At 53.2% G+C, this 17,260-nt stretch carries 7 protein-coding genes; 5 read left to right on the forward strand and 2 right to left on the reverse strand.

What is annotated here, in order from left to right; all coding sequences use genetic code 11:
* Nucleotides 1–8 precede the first annotated feature (8 nt).
* From Pr1d_RS17930 to recQ, 4 genes are all read left to right on the forward strand, one after another.
* Complete coding sequence (locus Pr1d_RS17930) at nucleotides 9–995, forward strand: alpha/beta hydrolase (RefSeq protein ID WP_148074811.1); 987 nt, start codon at nucleotides 9–11, stop codon at nucleotides 993–995.
* Nucleotides 996–1,280: 285 nt separating this feature from the next.
* Nucleotides 1,281–2,525: an Lpg1974 family pore-forming outer membrane protein gene (locus Pr1d_RS17935; RefSeq protein ID WP_168205330.1), complete on the forward strand. Its 1,245-nt coding sequence runs from the start codon at nucleotides 1,281–1,283 to the stop codon at nucleotides 2,523–2,525.
* A 299-nt stretch (nucleotides 2,526–2,824) separates the two neighbouring features.
* Nucleotides 2,825–8,923: an Ig-like domain-containing protein gene (locus Pr1d_RS17940; RefSeq protein WP_148074813.1), complete on the forward strand. Its 6,099-nt coding sequence runs from the start codon at nucleotides 2,825–2,827 to the stop codon at nucleotides 8,921–8,923.
* Nucleotides 8,924–9,018: 95 nt separating this feature from the next.
* Complete coding sequence (recQ, locus tag Pr1d_RS17945; RefSeq protein ID WP_148074814.1) at nucleotides 9,019–10,869, forward strand: DNA helicase RecQ; 1,851 nt, start codon at nucleotides 9,019–9,021, stop codon at nucleotides 10,867–10,869.
* On the opposite strand, the gene Pr1d_RS17950 is transcribed toward recQ, so the two are convergent.
* A complete protein-coding gene (locus Pr1d_RS17950) occupies nucleotides 10,866–14,225 on the reverse strand; it encodes a golvesin C-terminal-like domain-containing protein (RefSeq protein WP_148074815.1) in 3,360 nt (1,119 codons plus the stop codon). The two genes, recQ and Pr1d_RS17950, sit on opposite strands and share 4 nt — an antisense overlap.
* Before the next feature lie 373 nt (nucleotides 14,226–14,598).
* Here Pr1d_RS17950 and ggt point away from each other — a divergent pair, with 373 nt between their 5' ends.
* Nucleotides 14,599–16,293 carry a gamma-glutamyltransferase gene (gene ggt / locus Pr1d_RS17955; RefSeq protein WP_148074816.1) on the forward strand — a complete coding sequence of 565 codons (1,695 nt, stop codon included), beginning with the start codon at nucleotides 14,599–14,601 and terminating at the stop codon, nucleotides 16,291–16,293.
* A 136-nt stretch (nucleotides 16,294–16,429) separates the two neighbouring features.
* Here ggt and Pr1d_RS17960 read toward each other — a convergent pair whose 3' ends face one another.
* Nucleotides 16,430–17,119: a transposase gene (locus Pr1d_RS17960; RefSeq protein ID WP_148074817.1), complete on the reverse strand. Its 690-nt coding sequence runs from the start codon at nucleotides 17,117–17,119 to the stop codon at nucleotides 16,430–16,432.
* Between the last annotated feature and the right edge of the window lie 141 nt (nucleotides 17,120–17,260).

The following is a 17,260-nucleotide window of genomic DNA, read 5'->3' on the forward strand; positions in this document are numbered from 1 at the left end:
TTCACCCCATGAAAAAAGTTTATCTCTCACAGAGACGCAGAGACGCAGAGAAAATCTCAGGTTCTTCTCTGCTGCCTTCGTGTCTCTTCGAGAGTACAATTCTTCTCTTTGCATTCTTCTTTATTGCTCTGATTAGCTTTCCTACTGCTTTGGCTGCCCAGCAGACGCTTGAAGGGGTTCGTCAATTACTCGATGTCCCCTACGTCTCCAACGGACACGAACGGCAAAAGCTCGACCTCTATTTGCCACAGATCCATGACGACAATCCCCGTCCGGTCTTGGTGCGCATTCATGGAGGTGCCTGGAGGCATGGCGATAAGAGTGCACAACGAGGCGTCGCCGGCTATGTCAAACAAGGCTATATAGGTGTAGCAATCAACTACCGCTTTAGCCAACAGAACATCTTTCCCGCTCAGATCGAGGATTGTAAAGCCGCAATTCGCTGGCTGCGATCCCATGCAGAGGATTATGGAATCGACCCGGAGCGAATTGGCGCAGTCGGTTCCTCGGCGGGAGGTCATCTGGCGGCGCTGTTGGGCACGACTGGAGATAGCAGGCAATTTGATGTCGGCGAGAACTTAGAGTTCTCCAGTGCAGTCTGTGCCGTAGTTGATAACTTCGGCCCGACCGATCTGATGAAGGCTGCCCAAACACCCGGTTATGAAAGGAAAATGTCTGCGGTGACCCAGTTGTTGGGAGGTACCGTCAACGAAAAAGCAGAGCTGGCCGAGCAAGCGAATCCGATTACTTACATCACTCCGGCCGATCCACCGTTTCTTATCATCCATGGTGATGCCGACCCGCTTGTACCGCTCAATCAAAGTGAGTTACTCCACTCAGCACTAGTAAAAGCAGGTGTCGCGTCCGAATTCCATGTTGTCAAAGGCGGAATGCATGGCGGCGACCCCTTCAAAGCAGAACCATTCAAGACCTATCTCAAAAACTTCCTGAAGAATAATGTCATGGGCAAACCGACTGCTTCTTTAATCGATTGATCGTGGCAAATAGCAGCAATGAATAATGATAGCAGTCGACATCGAGCATCCCCAATGCAACCGGTCCGAGGTAAAAAGTTCTTTTATAAGCCCTCTTCGAGCGGTTCCAGCACAAACCACTTAATTGTTAATCTGAGAAGCTTAGGCAGCTTTTGCCTAGCCCAACAAACGATATTATCCTCAAGGTTGGAACATTCCGAATAACCCTCATATCTGATTCGCCATCGCAGAGGCTGATAACAGGAATTCAGCTCGACCCAGAATCAGCTAATAGGGGGTTTTCCAATGCGAAGTTCTTTTCCCGTAGCCACGCTACAAATAGTGCTGACGTTTGTCAGTCTTTTCAGCGTCCAAAACTCATTCGCTCAATCGAATCAGGTTCGAGGAGCCAATTTTTGGCTATCCCAATCCGATTCACAGAATCAAGTCATGCCAACCAGCGCCGGCTTTGCTAGCGTCCAAGACGACCTGGCAGCCGTCCCAGACCAAGGGTACATGCAGCCGGCTCCATACAACATGGGATGCGATCTCGGCCCTGCTCAAGGTTGTTGCGATACTTGCTGTGATACCTGTTGCGACACTTGCTGCACCGAGTGCTGCTGCTGTCCACCTTGGTGGGCACATCGTTGTTCGGTATTCGGGGAGTTCCTTTATCTCCAACCTACCGACGCCGATGTCACGCATGCCCAGCAACAGAACGGCATCGGCGGAGCGGGAACCGTTCCGTTCGGCCAAATCGGTGTCGCTAGTTTGGAACACGAACCCGGTTATCGCGTGGGGGGGTCGATCTGCTTGTCGAATTGCTCCAGCATCTTTGGTTCTTACACATTCTTCGAAAGCGAATCGTTCGACTCATTGCTACCTCCTGTGATCCCTGGCGGCGGCGGAGCAATTGGTTCGCTAGTCCATCATCCGGGAGCTGCGATCACCGCATCTACAGGACCGGTCAATAGTGCCTACAACATTGACTATCAACTTGCTGACTTTGGTATTCGCCGTGTCTGGCGGTCAGGCCCCTGTCAGGTCATCAACTGGAGTGTTGGTGGACGGTACGGGCACCTAGAACAAGACTTTCTCCAATCTGGAGTCTTCGCGGGCGGTTCCGCCGGCCAGATCGACACTCAGACTGCCATCAGTTTCGATGGCGGAGGTCTCCTGTTTGGTTTGGATGGCGAACGTCGTTGTGGCGATTGTGGCTTGTCGCTATATGGCAAGATCAATGTCTCACCTATGACGGGACGTTTCCACGCGGATTATTCCATGACGAATGTTTCCACCGATGCTCAATTGGCATTGGCCAACTGGCAAGACGACCGCATCACCACCTTGCTTGATTACGAAGCGGGACTGGCCTATTCCTGTGGAACCTGCGACTGCTTCCGCATTTCTGCAGGCTACACGGTCTACCACTGGTTCAATGCCGTAACGACCGATTCGTTAATCAACGGCGTCCAAGCGGACAACTACGTGGACATTAACGGTCCTCTCTCCTTCAGCGGACTGGTTACGCGAGCCGAGTTCCGCTGGTAAGCAGCCGCTTGCGGCTTATCGCCGTAACTCCTTACTCCTAAACACTTTCATAGCCCTGGCGGCAGTTCCGCCAGGGCTTTTTTCGTAGTTTGGATAAAAAACACTTGTATCTCCTATTTTACCTAGACTATAGTAATGGCGCAATCGCTACAGGAGGACTGGGGAGCGGTCCAGCCTAAGGCGCTCGATGATTCTTCGAGATTTGCCAGCTCAAGTGACCACGGAGGGTTCAAGTCACGAACATCCGGGGGTACATCATGGTTGGCCGCATTCGCTCTCTCTTCTCAAGGTCCCGTTCTTTGGACCGCATCCTCGAATTTAAGTCCTACCGAGGTCGTCACTTGAGACTTGAGTCGCTCGAACAGCGTCACATGCTAGCCGCAGACGCGCTCACGCCTGGTGCATGCTTCGATGAGACCTTTGAGGCAAAACTGGAGATTATTGAGAGTGATACCGTTGTTTCTTATTTTCAATTCCAAGATGGAAATCGCTGGTCCTCAACAGCAACCGACGGCGGCGGTTTGGGACAAGGCGACGCGACAACCCTCACTTGGAGTATCGTACCCGATGGAACGAATATTCCTGCGAGCAGCTTTGATGACAACGGCGGAGGAGAAGGCCCCAGCGATCTCATTAGTTTCTTGGATGGCATTCGAGGAGCCGGGGGGGGTGGAGCTGACCTAACCAATCGACCATGGTTTCAGGTCTTTGTCGACGCATTTGATCGCCTGGGTGCGGTTTCAGGCCTTACCTACGTTTATGAGGCTGCCGATGATGGCGTAGAACTGAATTCCGCTTCGGGAAGTTTGGGTGATCGCGGTGACGTACGAATCGGGGGTCGATTTGTCGATGGTCAGCCTTCTGGAGGTAGTACTCTTGCCTACAATGCAGGCCCAAACGATAGCGACATGGTAATCGACACAGGCAACGTTAACTTCTACACAAATACTGCCAACAACTCGGTGAACTTTCGAAACACCGTCATGCACGAAGCGGGGCATGGGATCGGCATCAATCATGTCCTGCCGACGGATCAAACCAAATTGATGGAACCCAGCATTACCGCCAACTTTGATGGCCCCCAGATTGACGACATCCTGGCAATGCAAAGGGGCTACGGTGATGTGCTCGAAAAGAACGGCGGAAATGATTCTACCGGCACCGCCACAAATCTGGGCGCGCTGCCTCCCGGAACTATGCTCACTCTCGGTGCTGATGGCGGTCCCGACGTAGTCGTTGCTGCCAATGATGTCGATTTCCTCAGCATCGATGATGATAGCGATGAAGATCTCTTTGAGTTGCAACTGGTGGCTGGAGCAGGCTTGAAAGTGATGCTGACGCCTCTGGGACCAACTTATCTACAGGGACCACAGGGTGATGACGACGATCCCCCACCGGCACCTACTTCTTTCGATTCATCTATGCAGAGCGATCTCGCTTTGGAAATCCTCGATAGCGGCGGCGGAGTCGTAGCCTCTATGGATGCAAATGGTCTAGGAGGTATCGAAGTAATCGACGACTTCGTAGCAACCGCTGGAGGGAATTACTTCGTACGAGTCACCGGAGCAAACAACGCCGTGCAGCTCTATCAGCTCGACCTCATCACGAGCGACACGTTTGAACCAAATCACACGATTGCCACAGCCACGATCTTGGGATCGCTTCCAGCCATTACGCTTCAAGACCTCTCCATTCACAACGAGGACGACCAAGACTTTTACAAGATTACTGCCAACAAAACTGGCAAGTTAATTGTCAATGCCTTTTTCGAGCATGCCGTTGGGAACATCGACATCGAGATTCAAGACTCAGCAGGAAACGTAATTGCCAGTTCGACAAGCGTCTCTGACGACGAGCAACTCATCATCCCAGTTGTTACCCAGGAGATGTACTTCTTGAGAGTATTCGGCGTCGGTGACGGCGTGATGAACACCTACGATCTGGAAATCGAGAACTTCGCGGCACCGCAACCGACGTTTGCCGATCTTTTGCCCTCTAGCGACACGGGCATGATGAACGATGACGATATTACAAGCGACACGACTCCCACGTTTGCAATCCAAGCCGATTTGGCAGACTTCCAGAACATGGGGATTACGCTTCTGAATCAGGCCACGATAGACCCAGATGGCAATGGCGTAGCCACCGATGCAACTAACGATGGTGCTGGAGTATTCGTCTCACTGATCAACATCGTATCGGGTGCCCTCGTCCAAGGATTTGCCAATCCGGTCGGTCCCACGGGAATTCTTTGGACATTCACGGTTCCAGCCGCTCAAGCACTCACAGCGGGCGACTGGTTTGTCTCCTCTGCCGTACAGATTGTCGACGGTCAGCAGGATCCGAGCCGATCCACAGGAAGAGCTCAGCTTTCCGATCCACTGATTATCACGATCTTGCCAGATGGCGTGCCCGCGACTGCTACGACGGATTTGGTCACCTCGAGTGACACGGGTATGTCCGATACGGACAATGTCACCAACAAGATGTCCCCGGCCTTTGTCGGAGTTGCACCCGCTGGCTTCAAAGTACGACTCTATGCGAATGGTTCTCTTGTAGGACAAACCGTGGCCGGGTCAGACACTTCCGATGTTGGTGTAGGCGCAATAGACGGCTTGGGAGGAGCCAATAACGACGGTTTTGGTATCTGGGAAATAACAACAGAACCATTAGCAGACGGTGCCTATGACATCACACTAGAAATCGAAGATCCTGCGGGCAATGTCACGATAATCGATCCAAGCCTGAACGAGGGTACATCGACCGACATCTGGATCGACACCACTGATCCCAATACTCCTTTCCTTGATCTCTTGGCAACTTCCGACACGGGCCGCGACAACGCAGATGACATTACTTTCACCAATCGCCCCACAGTCGTTATGCGGGGCAATGACACGGTTAACGGCGGCCCAACCAATCCCTTCCCCAATGATGTAAAATTCCGGCTCTATCTGCGGCCTGATGGAGCAATCCCCACCTCTGAGATTCTGGTTTACGACAGCTTTTCTGATTTGGGAGGTTTCACGACACTTTCTTCGATCACTCAAACTATTTCCCTCGTGCTTAATAATCCCGCGGGAGCTGTGATTCCTGACGGCGTACACAACTTCAAGTTAGAAATCGAAGACCGGGCTGGCAATATTAGCCATGATTTCCTACTTCCATTTGAAGTCGATACCGCTGTACCACCCGTCTCCTTTGGAGAACCTGCAGTAGCTTTCGATGGTCTGAAATCCGGAAGCGATTCGGGAGTTGCTACAGTCCCGCCAACACTCAATGACCGCATCACCAACGATACGACACCGACATTCTGGGGACTTGCCGAAGCAAATTCTATCGTCCGTGTCTATGCAGATCTCAACGACGATGGAACAGTTGATGCGGGTGATGTGCTACTTGGTCTATCAGTCGCACTACCTTACGATGGGAATCTTGCGTTCGCCGACGGCTACTGGGAAATTACTACTTCGATCGACCTCAACGACCCGGCATTCTTTGCCCTCAGAGATGGGGTTCGCAATTTACTCGTCACAGCCGAAGACGTCGCTGGAAACGTTAATCTTCCCGATGACTTAGTCGGAGATGCACAGCAATCTCTTGAGATCTTCATCGACACCCAAGGCCCTCAAGTAAACGAGGTCTTCATTACCGATGAACGCCAATATGATCTGTTCGATCCAAAGCCTTCGGTAGATGGGCCAACCCCTTTGATCAATGAATTGACAATTGAGTTCACGGACAACCCCAACCGAGTGATCCCAGGTTTCGACTATCCTGGGTTAGTCGAAGGTATCGCCGAGGCGCCTGGAAACTATCGTCTCGTGGGGGATCATGTGGGAATCGTTCCCATTCAAACAGTCACGTTTGTACCTGGGGTCAACGTCGACGGTCAGCCAGCCGTCGATTCTGTAATTCTCACCTTCACAGAACCGCTCCCTGACGACCGCTTTACTCTGACGATCCTCGACAATCTGGTCGATCCCGTTGGTAACAAGCTGGACGGTGAATCCAACGGCGTCGAGCCGCTCGATAATCCGCGTTTCCCGTCAGGAGACGGTGTTCCTGGAGGCAATTTCCAAGCTCGCTTCACAGTGGACACCAGACCCGAAATCGGCTCCTTTGTGGCTCAAAGCATATCGATCGATATCAATGGCAATTTTAATTGGGATCCAAATCCACCTCTGGGTGGCGACTCCCGCAACGTGGATATTGCTTTTACTTTGCCAGTGGCCGACCTCAATGGAGTACAGGCTCCCGGAGCCTATAACGTTCATGACCTTGTGTTCGCAGGCAAATTCGGCCTCGGCGGTGGACTGATCGTCGGCGATAACGCCATTTTTGTAATCGACATTTCCGGCAGTACTAGTAATGCATTTGGTGGAGACCCTGTAGGAGATCAAAACAGTGACGGTATTTCCAATACGATACTCGATGCTGAGATTGCCGCATTCAAGTTGCTCAATCAACAACTGATCGATCGCGGGCTTGGCAATTCGGCTCAAGTTGGCATCGCTGCGTTTGATACTAACAGTTCGATCGTCGACATGGACCCCGTAGCAGCGGGCGTACAACTAACGACAACACCACTGGCTGATACGAACACCAATGGAATTCGTGACGTCGACGAAGCATTGATGCAGCTCCAAGACTTGGGAAGCACGAATTTCGAAGCCGGCCTGCAAGATGCTATCTCCATCATCGGTGGAGCCGGTATTGCCAACGGGACAGCCAATGTCGTCTTCCTTTCAGACGGCTTTCCCAACGAAGGAGGTTCGTTCACCGACGAAGTCGAAACAATACGAACCACCCTCGGGCACAACCTCCGAGCCTTTGGTGTCGGCCCAGGAGCATCGTTGGCTTCATTGCAGCAAATCGATCCTACTGCCATTTCATTCTCCAGCACCAACGAATTGTTGGCGGCCTTCGGTGGAGGGGGGGGCGGTGCAATGGGAGCAATTAGTGGATTTGACACGTTGGCTGCCTACGGTTGGTCTGCGGCAGGTATACCAGGCAACGCTACACCAAACTTTCGCTGGATCGTAGATCAAAATCACGACGGTGTAGTCAGCTTACAAGATGGTGAGATGATTACGATTCAACCGACATTGGCCAACTTCAACGTTGCTGGTGCCATTCCTGTGGCGGGCAATTTCGACCTCGACGCTGACAATGGCGATGAAATTGGTCTCTACAATCAAGGCAAGTGGGGACTCGACCTCAATCGCGATTTTGTAATCCAAGCAAACGAAATCATTTCCACTACGTTGCTTGGACACCCGATCGTAGGTGACTTCGACGGCGATGGACTCGATGACCTGGCTGTGTTCAACAACAACCAGTTCTTTTTTAACTTTGCCAATGACGGCTTCGCGGACGCGGCTGATCAGTTGATCATCTGGGGCTTCCCGGGTGTGCTCGATCGCCCGGTTGCCGCAGATATGGACCAGGATGGCATCGACGATATTGGGCTCTGGGTGCCACGCAATAGTTCCCAGCCTGATCGTATAATCGCCGAATGGTATTTCCTGCTGTCCAACGACTATGCCGGGACGGCTCGGATCACTGGATCAGCCAACACGCTCAACCACCCTTTCACGCCTGTTCCGTTCGGATTCGACATCTATGCTGAATTCGGTGATGAACTAGCCCTGCCAGTAGTGGGGAACTTCGATCCGCCCGTCGCTCCACTTCAAGTGGATATACCACTGGGTCCTCATGATGACACTAAGATTCCAACGCTAAATCCCCAGGGAGGCATGGACGGCGACTACGATGGCGATGGCGATGTGGACGGCCGAGATTTCCTCGCTTGGCAACGCAGCCATGGTTCCAACCAGAATATGGCTGCGGATGGCGATCACAGCGGAATTATTGACGGTGGTGATCTTACTATGTGGTCTGCGAACTACACTGACTCAAGTTCTTCGTCGATGACCAGCGACTACAATGGTGACGGTGACGTGGATGGTCGCGATTTCCTCATGCTACAGCGTAGCGGTGCAAGTAGCGCTGCAATCATTTCCTGGCAAGCAGAGTATGGTAACAGCAGTTCGGCTCACCTAATTGCTGCCCTCTCAGTAGATGAGAATTCTCCACCGACAAACTCGGTGTCCTCCGTCAGCGAAGCTGCCCCCACAACGATGGCAAGTGCGGACTCCCCTGCCCTGTTCTGGTTAAGCCTTCCCGAGCAACCCACTCCATATTCGGGAGTAGAATTCTTTGAAGAATTCGCAGATCTACGTTACGAGCAAGCCCGAATTGAGACTCAATTATCAAAGGCATCAGAACTGACAAATGAAATTGCAGATGGCTATGCCAAAGGGGAGGACGAAGAAGAATCTGAAATCGAATTCGAACTCGTTCTCGACGAAGCGTTCAGCGAGTTGGGAGTTTAGTCAAAGCATCCGCGATAATTAGCCCCTGTCGCAAGGCGGGGTCCTGCTATTGAGAACCTGTTGCTCCACTGCCCCGACCCGTACAATGGCGGGCCATGAGCCACGCTTCTGCCCCAACTACCGCCGACCTGCAACTTGTAGATGCCTTGCGCCGCTATTGGGGCTACGAAGAGTTCCGCCCTTTGCAGTTGCAGGCCATGCAATGTGCGATGGAGCACCGCGACTCCGTCGTCGTTCTCCCAACGGGTGGCGGAAAATCGCTCTGCTATCAGGTCCCAGCAGTTTGCCTTGAGGGGCTCACGGTAGTCGTCTCACCACTGATCTCGCTGATGAAAGATCAAGTCGACGCACTTACCGACTGCGGTGTTCGGGCCGCTTGCATTCACAGCATGGTAGAAGCGAATGAGAAACGCCGCATCGCCGAGGAAATTCGCAGCGGCGAACTCAAGTTGCTCTATGTCGCCCCCGAACGCGTCGTCCAACCACGCACGATCGATTTCCTTCAGTCGGTTTCCGTCTCCCAGATCGCAGTAGACGAGGCCCATTGCATCAGCTCCTGGGGCCATGATTTTCGCCCCGAGTATCGACAGCTCCGGCTCCTCAGAAATGCTTTGCCGGGCGTGGGCATGCACGCCTACACTGCGACTGCCACCGAGCGAGTTCGCACGGATGTCGCCGAGCAACTCGGCTTGGAAAACGCCCAGATTATGGTCGGAGATTTTGATCGCCCCAACCTCGTCTACCGTGTGAAGCGAAAGAACCGGGCTACCGAACAAATTCGCTCCGTTATCGAGCGGCACGCGGGAGCGGCAGGCATCGTCTATTGCATCAGTCGCAAGCAAGTCGAGGAAACAGCTGCGTCGTTGGTTTCAACAGGCATACGCGCGCGTCCTTATCATGCAGGTTTGGAAGACCATGTAAGAGAACGGCACCAAACCGAGTTCGCCCAGGAAGAAGTCGATGTGATTGTAGCCACAGTCGCCTTCGGCATGGGCATCGACAAATCCAACGTGCGATACGTGATCCACTCCGGCATGCCCAAATCACTTGAACAATACCAACAAGAAAGTGGCCGTGCGGGCCGTGATGGTCTCGAAGCGGAATGTCTGCTGCTCTACTCCGGAGGCGATGCGGCATTGTGGCGCCGACTTATCAAGCAAGGCGAACAGTCGCAGTCGGGCGCAGAAGAGGGCCGCCAAGGTGCCTTCGATGCCTTGAACGCCATGTCCGACTTCTGCCACTCGGCCGCTTGCCGCCATCGGACGCTCGTCGGCTACTTTGGCCAAGAACTCGACCACGACAACTGCGGTGCCTGCGACGCCTGCCTCAATGAAATCGAAACAGTTGACGATTCCTTGGTAATCGGCCAGAAAGTACTTTCTTGTGTTCTGCGATTAGAAGAACGCTATGGCGCTGACTACACCGCGAAAGTTCTCATTGGTTCCAATGACCAGCGCATCATCGAACGAGGCCACGAGAATCTCAGCACCCACGGCCTCCTCGAAGAACACTCCTTGCGTACAGTACGAGATTGGACCGAGCAACTTGTAGGCCAAGGCTTCTTGGAAAAAACTGGCGAATATAACACGCTCTCCGTTACCCAACATGGCCGCGAGTTACTCCGTGGCGGACATACCCCGAGATTACTAAAACCAACCGAGCCCCAGAGATCACGGCGCACTCGGACGCAGGAAGATGGCGATCAATGGGAAGGGGTCCACAAAGGTCTGTTCGAGGAACTACGCAAGCTGCGCCGCGACTTGGCTCATGAACGGAGTGTCCCTGCATACATCGTATTCGGCGATCAAAGCCTCCGTGACATGGCCCGTAGTCGCCCCACAACGCTCGACGATTTCCGCCAAGTCTCCGGGGTTGGTGAGAAAAAACTCACAGAATACGGCGACGCATTCGTGACCTGCATCAGGCAGTTCTTCGACTCACATTAAAAATGGCCAAATTCACTGCCCAACTGCTCAAAGGCCAATTCGAGAGCTTGTTCGTCTTCTTCCACTTCTTGCCATGAACTCTTGGCCAGTTGTGAATAAAGCGAGTCGTGTGAAGTATTCCTTAGTGGCACAAATTCACTGGGTTGGTTTTGATCGATCACCGAATCAACTGCCTGACCTCGCGCTGAGGCAAATGTTGGCTGGAGAACTTCTTGAACAGGTAGCGAGACCTGCGCTATTCCGGCCAAAGCGGTAAATTCACCATCCGTTTCATAGGAGACAGGAGCAACGGAAATCGTTGTTGACTGGTCAACCATAAGTGAACTGCTAAGTGAGGCGACAACTGGAACTGTGCCGTATTGATCTTGCCAGATTCCGAGGTCTATTCCGTCGACACTGTCGTCTCCGTTTGCGTCACCGTCGGCGAGTACAGGACTGACCTTACCAAAACCACGCTGCCAGGCGAGAAAATCGCGGCCATCAATATCGCCATCTTCGTCGAAATCTGCAGTTTCAGTCGAAGGCACGGGTATGAAAACACGCACCACATCGGCAATCACAACCGATCCACCCGAGCTCGCTTGGGCATCGAGGGTTATTTCGTGGGACCCTGCCGTAAAGGAATAATTACCGAGCGAAACCCAAGTAGCGTCGTTCGCTTTTTGATTGATACTGACATCCTCGATGCCGTTGCCCGTGTCGATGTGATAAACAGCATTATCCGCGCGATTCGATCCGGCAGCGTATTGGACGAATATTTCTCCACTGCCCGCGAAGGGAGCATAAAATTTCCATGTTGCGGCAGATGGATTTCCGGTAACGCCAAATCGGTAGGTGCCTCCATTGAATCCGGGACTTGTGGACGTGGTCCAAGAGCCGGCCTCCGAGTAAACAGCTGGACCATCGTCGTTGTCGAGAATCTGTTCCAAGTCAGACAGTTCGACATCAAAATTGAAGAAGTCGAGCACGCGGCCCATGAAGTCGTTTCGCAAGGACTCACTGGTGATCGTTTCAAATGGAAACGCTACATTCACGACTTTCGTGGCACCACCACTGTCGTATTGAATTCCCGCCCCACCCCCGCTGCCTCCCACGTAGGTCAGCGCCGTAGTCGCTCCTCCCTGGGGAGCGATCACGTCGGGAAAATCAACATTATAGAATTGGCTACCATTGTCGAAGGAGAAAGAAAGCCCCTCAAAAATCGAACCTGCAGCCCCTTGTACGTTGTAGCTATTGGCATCGTCTGAAAGGTAGTTGGCCCGCAGGCTGTTATTGAAAAACGCTTGGCCATTGTTCTGACTATCCAGATCCCAGGCAATTTCACTCCCCGAGACGAACAACTGTCCACCACTGGCAAGGTAGTTAGACACCAGCGACTGCTCGGACGGATCAAAGGTATGATCATCCGTCGATTCCTCGCCAAGGATCCAGAAGACGGCTGCATAGTCGGCAAGTTGAACATTGCCTGCGATCAGGGCTTCGTTGGATGTGGTGTCAACCACTAATCCCGGTGAATTGGCTTCAATCGCCGAGGCGACTTGCACGACGTAATCATAGGAATTGCTATCCCGTGGACGAACCCGTTGGGCACCGAATAGCACCGGGTTCTGCTGGCGACTGAGCCTATCAAATCCATTGATGATCAAAACGTCCTTCGGACCGACATTAGGATTCGCCGCCACGACTTCTGAGTCAGGTGCTGCTCCCCCTGCATTGACGGGGACGACTTTGAAATAATAAGGTCCTTCATCCAAATCCAGTCCATTGAATGTGTGTGTCGTTGTCCCCCCACCGGCCACGAATGTCCCACCATCAAATCCATACCCGTTGGTCGAACCGTAGACCATGTATCCAGTCGCTGCATCACCATTGTAGGTGTTCGCCGAAGGAGCATCCCACGAAACGGTCACGCTACCGCTGCCAACAGTCTCGGCTCGCAATCCAGTCGCTTTACCGGGCGCCATAATGATCGTAGTCGCTCCGCCATCAACAGAATTGAAATACCTGACCAGCCCTTGCACCGTGGCTCGAGCAGCGGCGGCTCGAAAGTCTGCATCTCGCATCAACTCGGCATCGAGCTGGTTGTCGTGGAAGGCCACTTCCACAATCGTCGCATCGAATTCGCCCCCGATAACAGAATTGTTGATTTCCCCAAACTCAATATCGCTGCGATCCAAGGTAACAACCGTACGATCAAAGAAATCATGCTCAAACTGTCCGTCTTGATCGACCAGATCGTCGTTGATTTCTCTTCCTAATAGATTGGCAAGCAAGAATTGGTTCGGAGTTGCTGAGCTTGGAGTGTTGTTCCCGTTATAAAGCCCCAGCACTCCACGAGCACTGCCACCCCCAGCATTGGAGTGATAACCGACATAGACGCGATCGGAGAGAGAACCTTCGCCAGATTGATTCATATACGCAGCGTATCGCGCCGGCGCGCTGACGTGAGAGGTACCGTGAGCGGAACTAGGCACGCCCTGGGAATGTTCGGTGTGCCATTGCAGCCAGTACAGCGATAATTCATCGACCCGATCGCGGCCAGATACTCCACCGCCAAAACTCAAATCTCCTACACCGTTCCCAAAACGGATCATATCTGCAATCACGACACGCCCTGGGTCGTCAGAGCGGTTGCTAATTTCTACGGAGCCAGCAGTACCCGCCTCGAAATGATAAGTTCCCAGATAAATGATTCCTGTTCCGACCATGCGGTGATTGATCGTGACTTCGGTACTTCCTCCCGAATGATTCACTCGATAGAGTTGATCCGAGGCCCGGTCCGTACCGGCACGGGTCCAAGCATAAACTGGATAGAAGCCCTCTTCGGTGACATTGGGTCGATAGGTTGCCACTGCGGTTTCGGTAGCCGAGGTACTCGCGAACCGATAGGGCACGTCGCCAGGGTCTCCAAAATAGATACCCGCGCTACTGTCGCTCCACGCACCGGAAAAGGTCACTTCGGCATCATCATTGTCCAAGATGATCTCGTTGGGTTGGTGTCCGACAGGACGCAGCGGCACGACGGTCGCCCCGGCATTGAAGGCATAGTCAGCGAAAAACGTCATCTGATCCTGGTTCCCCAGGTCTTCGATCATGTTCAACAAGAGAGGTCGCTGAAAACCCCAACTAGAACCGTTCCAAGTGATTCCGTGCCCACCGCTCGTGTAAACGATTTTCCCCGAAAGCGCCCCCTCTGGCTGCGCACCTACATCGACCAAACCTGCCGCGGCAAGTGCCAAACGAGGTTCTAACGGCTCGTAGCGAAGCTGCTTGTCACGTTTTTTCTTACTTGCCTTCTGCCGGCTAAGTGATGTTGAAAAACTCTTGGAGAATAATTTTAGCGAGCTAAGATTCATCGGATACCATCAGGGTATTTATGATTAAGAATGCGAACCGTAGTGGAAGGATCGCGAGTGCCATGTTCCGTTATTACTAGCTCTTATTATACTCGATGCTTCGCCAAGAAACAGCGTTTGGCAAGAATTGGCAAAGTCTGCGCAAGGCATACAATTCGGTGCGCAAAATATCGGATAGAGTACTGGAACTTCCCAATCTGTAGGCTGGAACGAGCAACGCGAGTTCCGGCAATAATTAGCCTTAAGGTGTGGCCATGCCGGATCACGTGTCTCTTATTCGGGCCTATAAGAAGTCTGGCCCACATGGCATACTGAGTTCTGACAAGAACCCTCCATTTGACAGCCAATTATCACGTGAAAGCGGGTATTTATTATGAAACTTGGGTTACAACTCTTGGGCCTGTTGTCGCTAACAGTCCTATTCAGTTCAATGCATGCTTCTGCTGCTAAGGCCGAAGAATGTGTGGTGGCTTCGGTCAATCCCCTCGCCACCCAAGCTGGACTGAACGCATTTGCCGAGGGTGGCAATGCCGTCGATGCCGCTATCGCGACCGCTCTGACCTTGGGAGTGGTGGACAACCACAATTCAGGTTTAGGCGGCGGATGCTTTATCCTCATTCGTAAGCCCGATGGTTCGCTCGTCGCCATCGACGGTCGCGAGAAAGCACCCGCGGCGGCAACCCGCGACATGTATGTCCGCGATGGTGTGGCACAACCCGAGCTGAGTACCACGGGACCTTTAGCCGTGGGCGTGCCCGGCGCTCTGGCGGCATACTCCCTGGCGACGGAAAAATGCGGCCAACTTTCCCTTCCCCAACTCCTGCTGCCCGCGGCAGAAATCGCCGCTGAAGGTTTTGCTCTCGATCGAGTCTACACGCGCAAATTAGCGGCCACCGCAGCAACTTTGGCACGTGTCAATGGCAGCAAATGCTCACTACTCAAGCCAGATGAAACCCCCTATGCCGAGGGTGAAATCCTTCGCCAGCCTGACCTGGCGAATTCCTATCGCCAGATCGCTGAGCATGGCATGGATTGGTTTTATCGAGGCGAGTTTGCCAAACAGGTGGGACAGTGGATGGCCGACAACGGTGGCATCCTGACCGCGGCCGATTTTGCTGACTACGAATCGAAGCAGCGCGAACCTTTGGTTACCACCTATCGCGATTGGCAGATCGTCGGATTCCCCCCGCCAAGTTCCGGCGGAGTGCATGTGGCCCAGATGCTTAACATCCTAGAGAACTTCAACCTCGCCCAAGAGTTTAAGAACGATCCCGTCCGTGCCTCGCACCTCATTGTTGAAGCAATGAAACTCGCCTTCGTCGACCGCGCTTACTGGCTGGGTGACGCCGATTTCGTCGACGTGCCTCGTGGATTGATCGATAAGGATTATGCCAAGACCCTTGCCGAACGAATCGATCCGAATAAAGCCACCCCCGTCCCGCTCCATGGCGATCCTCCCCGCGCGTCAGAAAACCTTTTTGGCAAACATACGACTCACATCGCCTCCGCGGATTCATTAGGTTATTGGGTTGCAATAACCGCAACAGTCAACACGACCTTCGGTTCCAAAGTAATCGTCCCGGGTACCGGAATCGTGCTGAACAATGAAATGGACGATTTCTCCAGCCAACCGGGCGTACCCAACGCGTTCGGCCTGATCGGAGCCGAGAACAACTCGATCGCCCCAGGCAAACGCCCCTTGTCCAGTATGAGCCCCACGATCGTACTCGATTCCGACGGCGAACCAGTTCTCACCGTTGGTGCAGCCGGTGGCCCTAAAATCATCACCCAAGTCCTGCAGACGATCATTCGCAAACTCGATCTGAACGAAGACTTGGCCGACGCTGTAGCGGCCCCCCGAATTCACCACCAGTGGTATCCGGATAGCGTGCTCGCCGAAAACTCGCTCCCCAAAGAGATCATCGAAGGCCTCAAGAAGCACGGCCACCAGATAGAAGGCACAAGCTCGAGCGGCGTAACCCAAGCCGTGGCCCTGGACGCAAACGGAAAACTAATAGGCGTACACGACCCTCGCGTACCAGGAAAGGCCGGGTCTGTTACCCGCTAAAATCACTCCCTCCGTAGGATGGGCACTCCTGCCCGTCGGACTATTTCCCTCGTAGGACGGGTACTCCTGCCCGTCTTCCCGTCAATCAATACCATCAGTCTTTGTATCCCACCAGCGACGGGCAGGAGTGCCCATCCTACGAGTCTTGAAATCCCCAGCCGGCTGCTTCCCAATCCGGATGGATCCAACGACGCCAGGCATTTTCATTTTCCAACCCTGCTTTTCGTGGATTGGCACCGATGTACTGGACGACACGCCACAAATGTTCTTCGTCGCGAAGGATACGATCGAAACTCTCTTCCTGCCAAAGTTGTCCGCTCAATCCCAAGACGGAATTGATATTCCGGGCCGCCACCCCCTTGAGCGAACCCACGAGGTCTTCGAGTGAGTATCCCTCGAAAGGTCGTAGGATCGCGTGGCAATGGTTCGGTAGAATCGCCCAGCACGAGAGTTGATAGCGCTGGTCTTGGAAGTGATGGAGTCGAGATCGCAACTCTTCACACCAACGCTTATTGCGGAAGTGACATACGCCATACCCTTCATCGAGCCAATGTTCTACTGAGGTAGTCACCTCTCGCGCATACTCGGTCCAATCTTTTTCGCTCCGAGGCGGTGGATGTGTTCGCTCCCAATCGGAGCGGAGTTGTTTGAGCAAATGCAGGTTCGACTGAGGCAACGAATCGGCCAGTCGAAAAGTTACGAAGTATGTAGCACCCGCTTGCCGCCAATGGGGAAGGTGTCGCTCGTACCGTTGAATCGGTAGATCAGGATGCAATCCCCGAAACCCAGACGGTGGGGGAAGATGAAAAGAAGAATTATCGACCATGTGGCCATTCTATCCTAGTACGGCCACTCTCGCCTGTGAAAAAATCTCTCTTCCACCCGTAGGACGGGCACTCCTGCCCGTCAATCAAAGGCCATTATTCTTTGTCCCATCAACGACGGCCAAGAGTGGCCGTCCTACGAG

This window comes from Bythopirellula goksoeyrii (assembly GCF_008065115.1).
GTDB lineage: Bacteria > Planctomycetota > Planctomycetia > Pirellulales > Lacipirellulaceae > Bythopirellula > Bythopirellula goksoeyrii.

Bases quoted from the DNA above. Each gene is read 5' to 3' on its own strand.
- Pr1d_RS17960 (WP_148074817.1), bottom strand. From the start codon at position 17,119: ATGGTCGATAATTCTTCTTTTCATCTTCCCCCACCGTCTGGGTTTCGG.
- recQ (WP_148074814.1), top strand. From the start codon at position 9,019: ATGAGCCACGCTTCTGCCCCAACTACCGCCGACCTGCAACTTGTAGAT.
- Pr1d_RS17930 (WP_148074811.1), top strand. From the start codon at position 9: ATGAAAAAAGTTTATCTCTCACAGAGACGCAGAGACGCAGAGAAAATC.
- Pr1d_RS17950 (WP_148074815.1), bottom strand. From the start codon at position 14,225: ATGAATCTTAGCTCGCTAAAATTATTCTCCAAGAGTTTTTCAACATCA.
- ggt (WP_148074816.1), top strand. From the start codon at position 14,599: ATGAAACTTGGGTTACAACTCTTGGGCCTGTTGTCGCTAACAGTCCTA.
- Pr1d_RS17935 (WP_168205330.1), top strand. From the start codon at position 1,281: ATGCGAAGTTCTTTTCCCGTAGCCACGCTACAAATAGTGCTGACGTTT.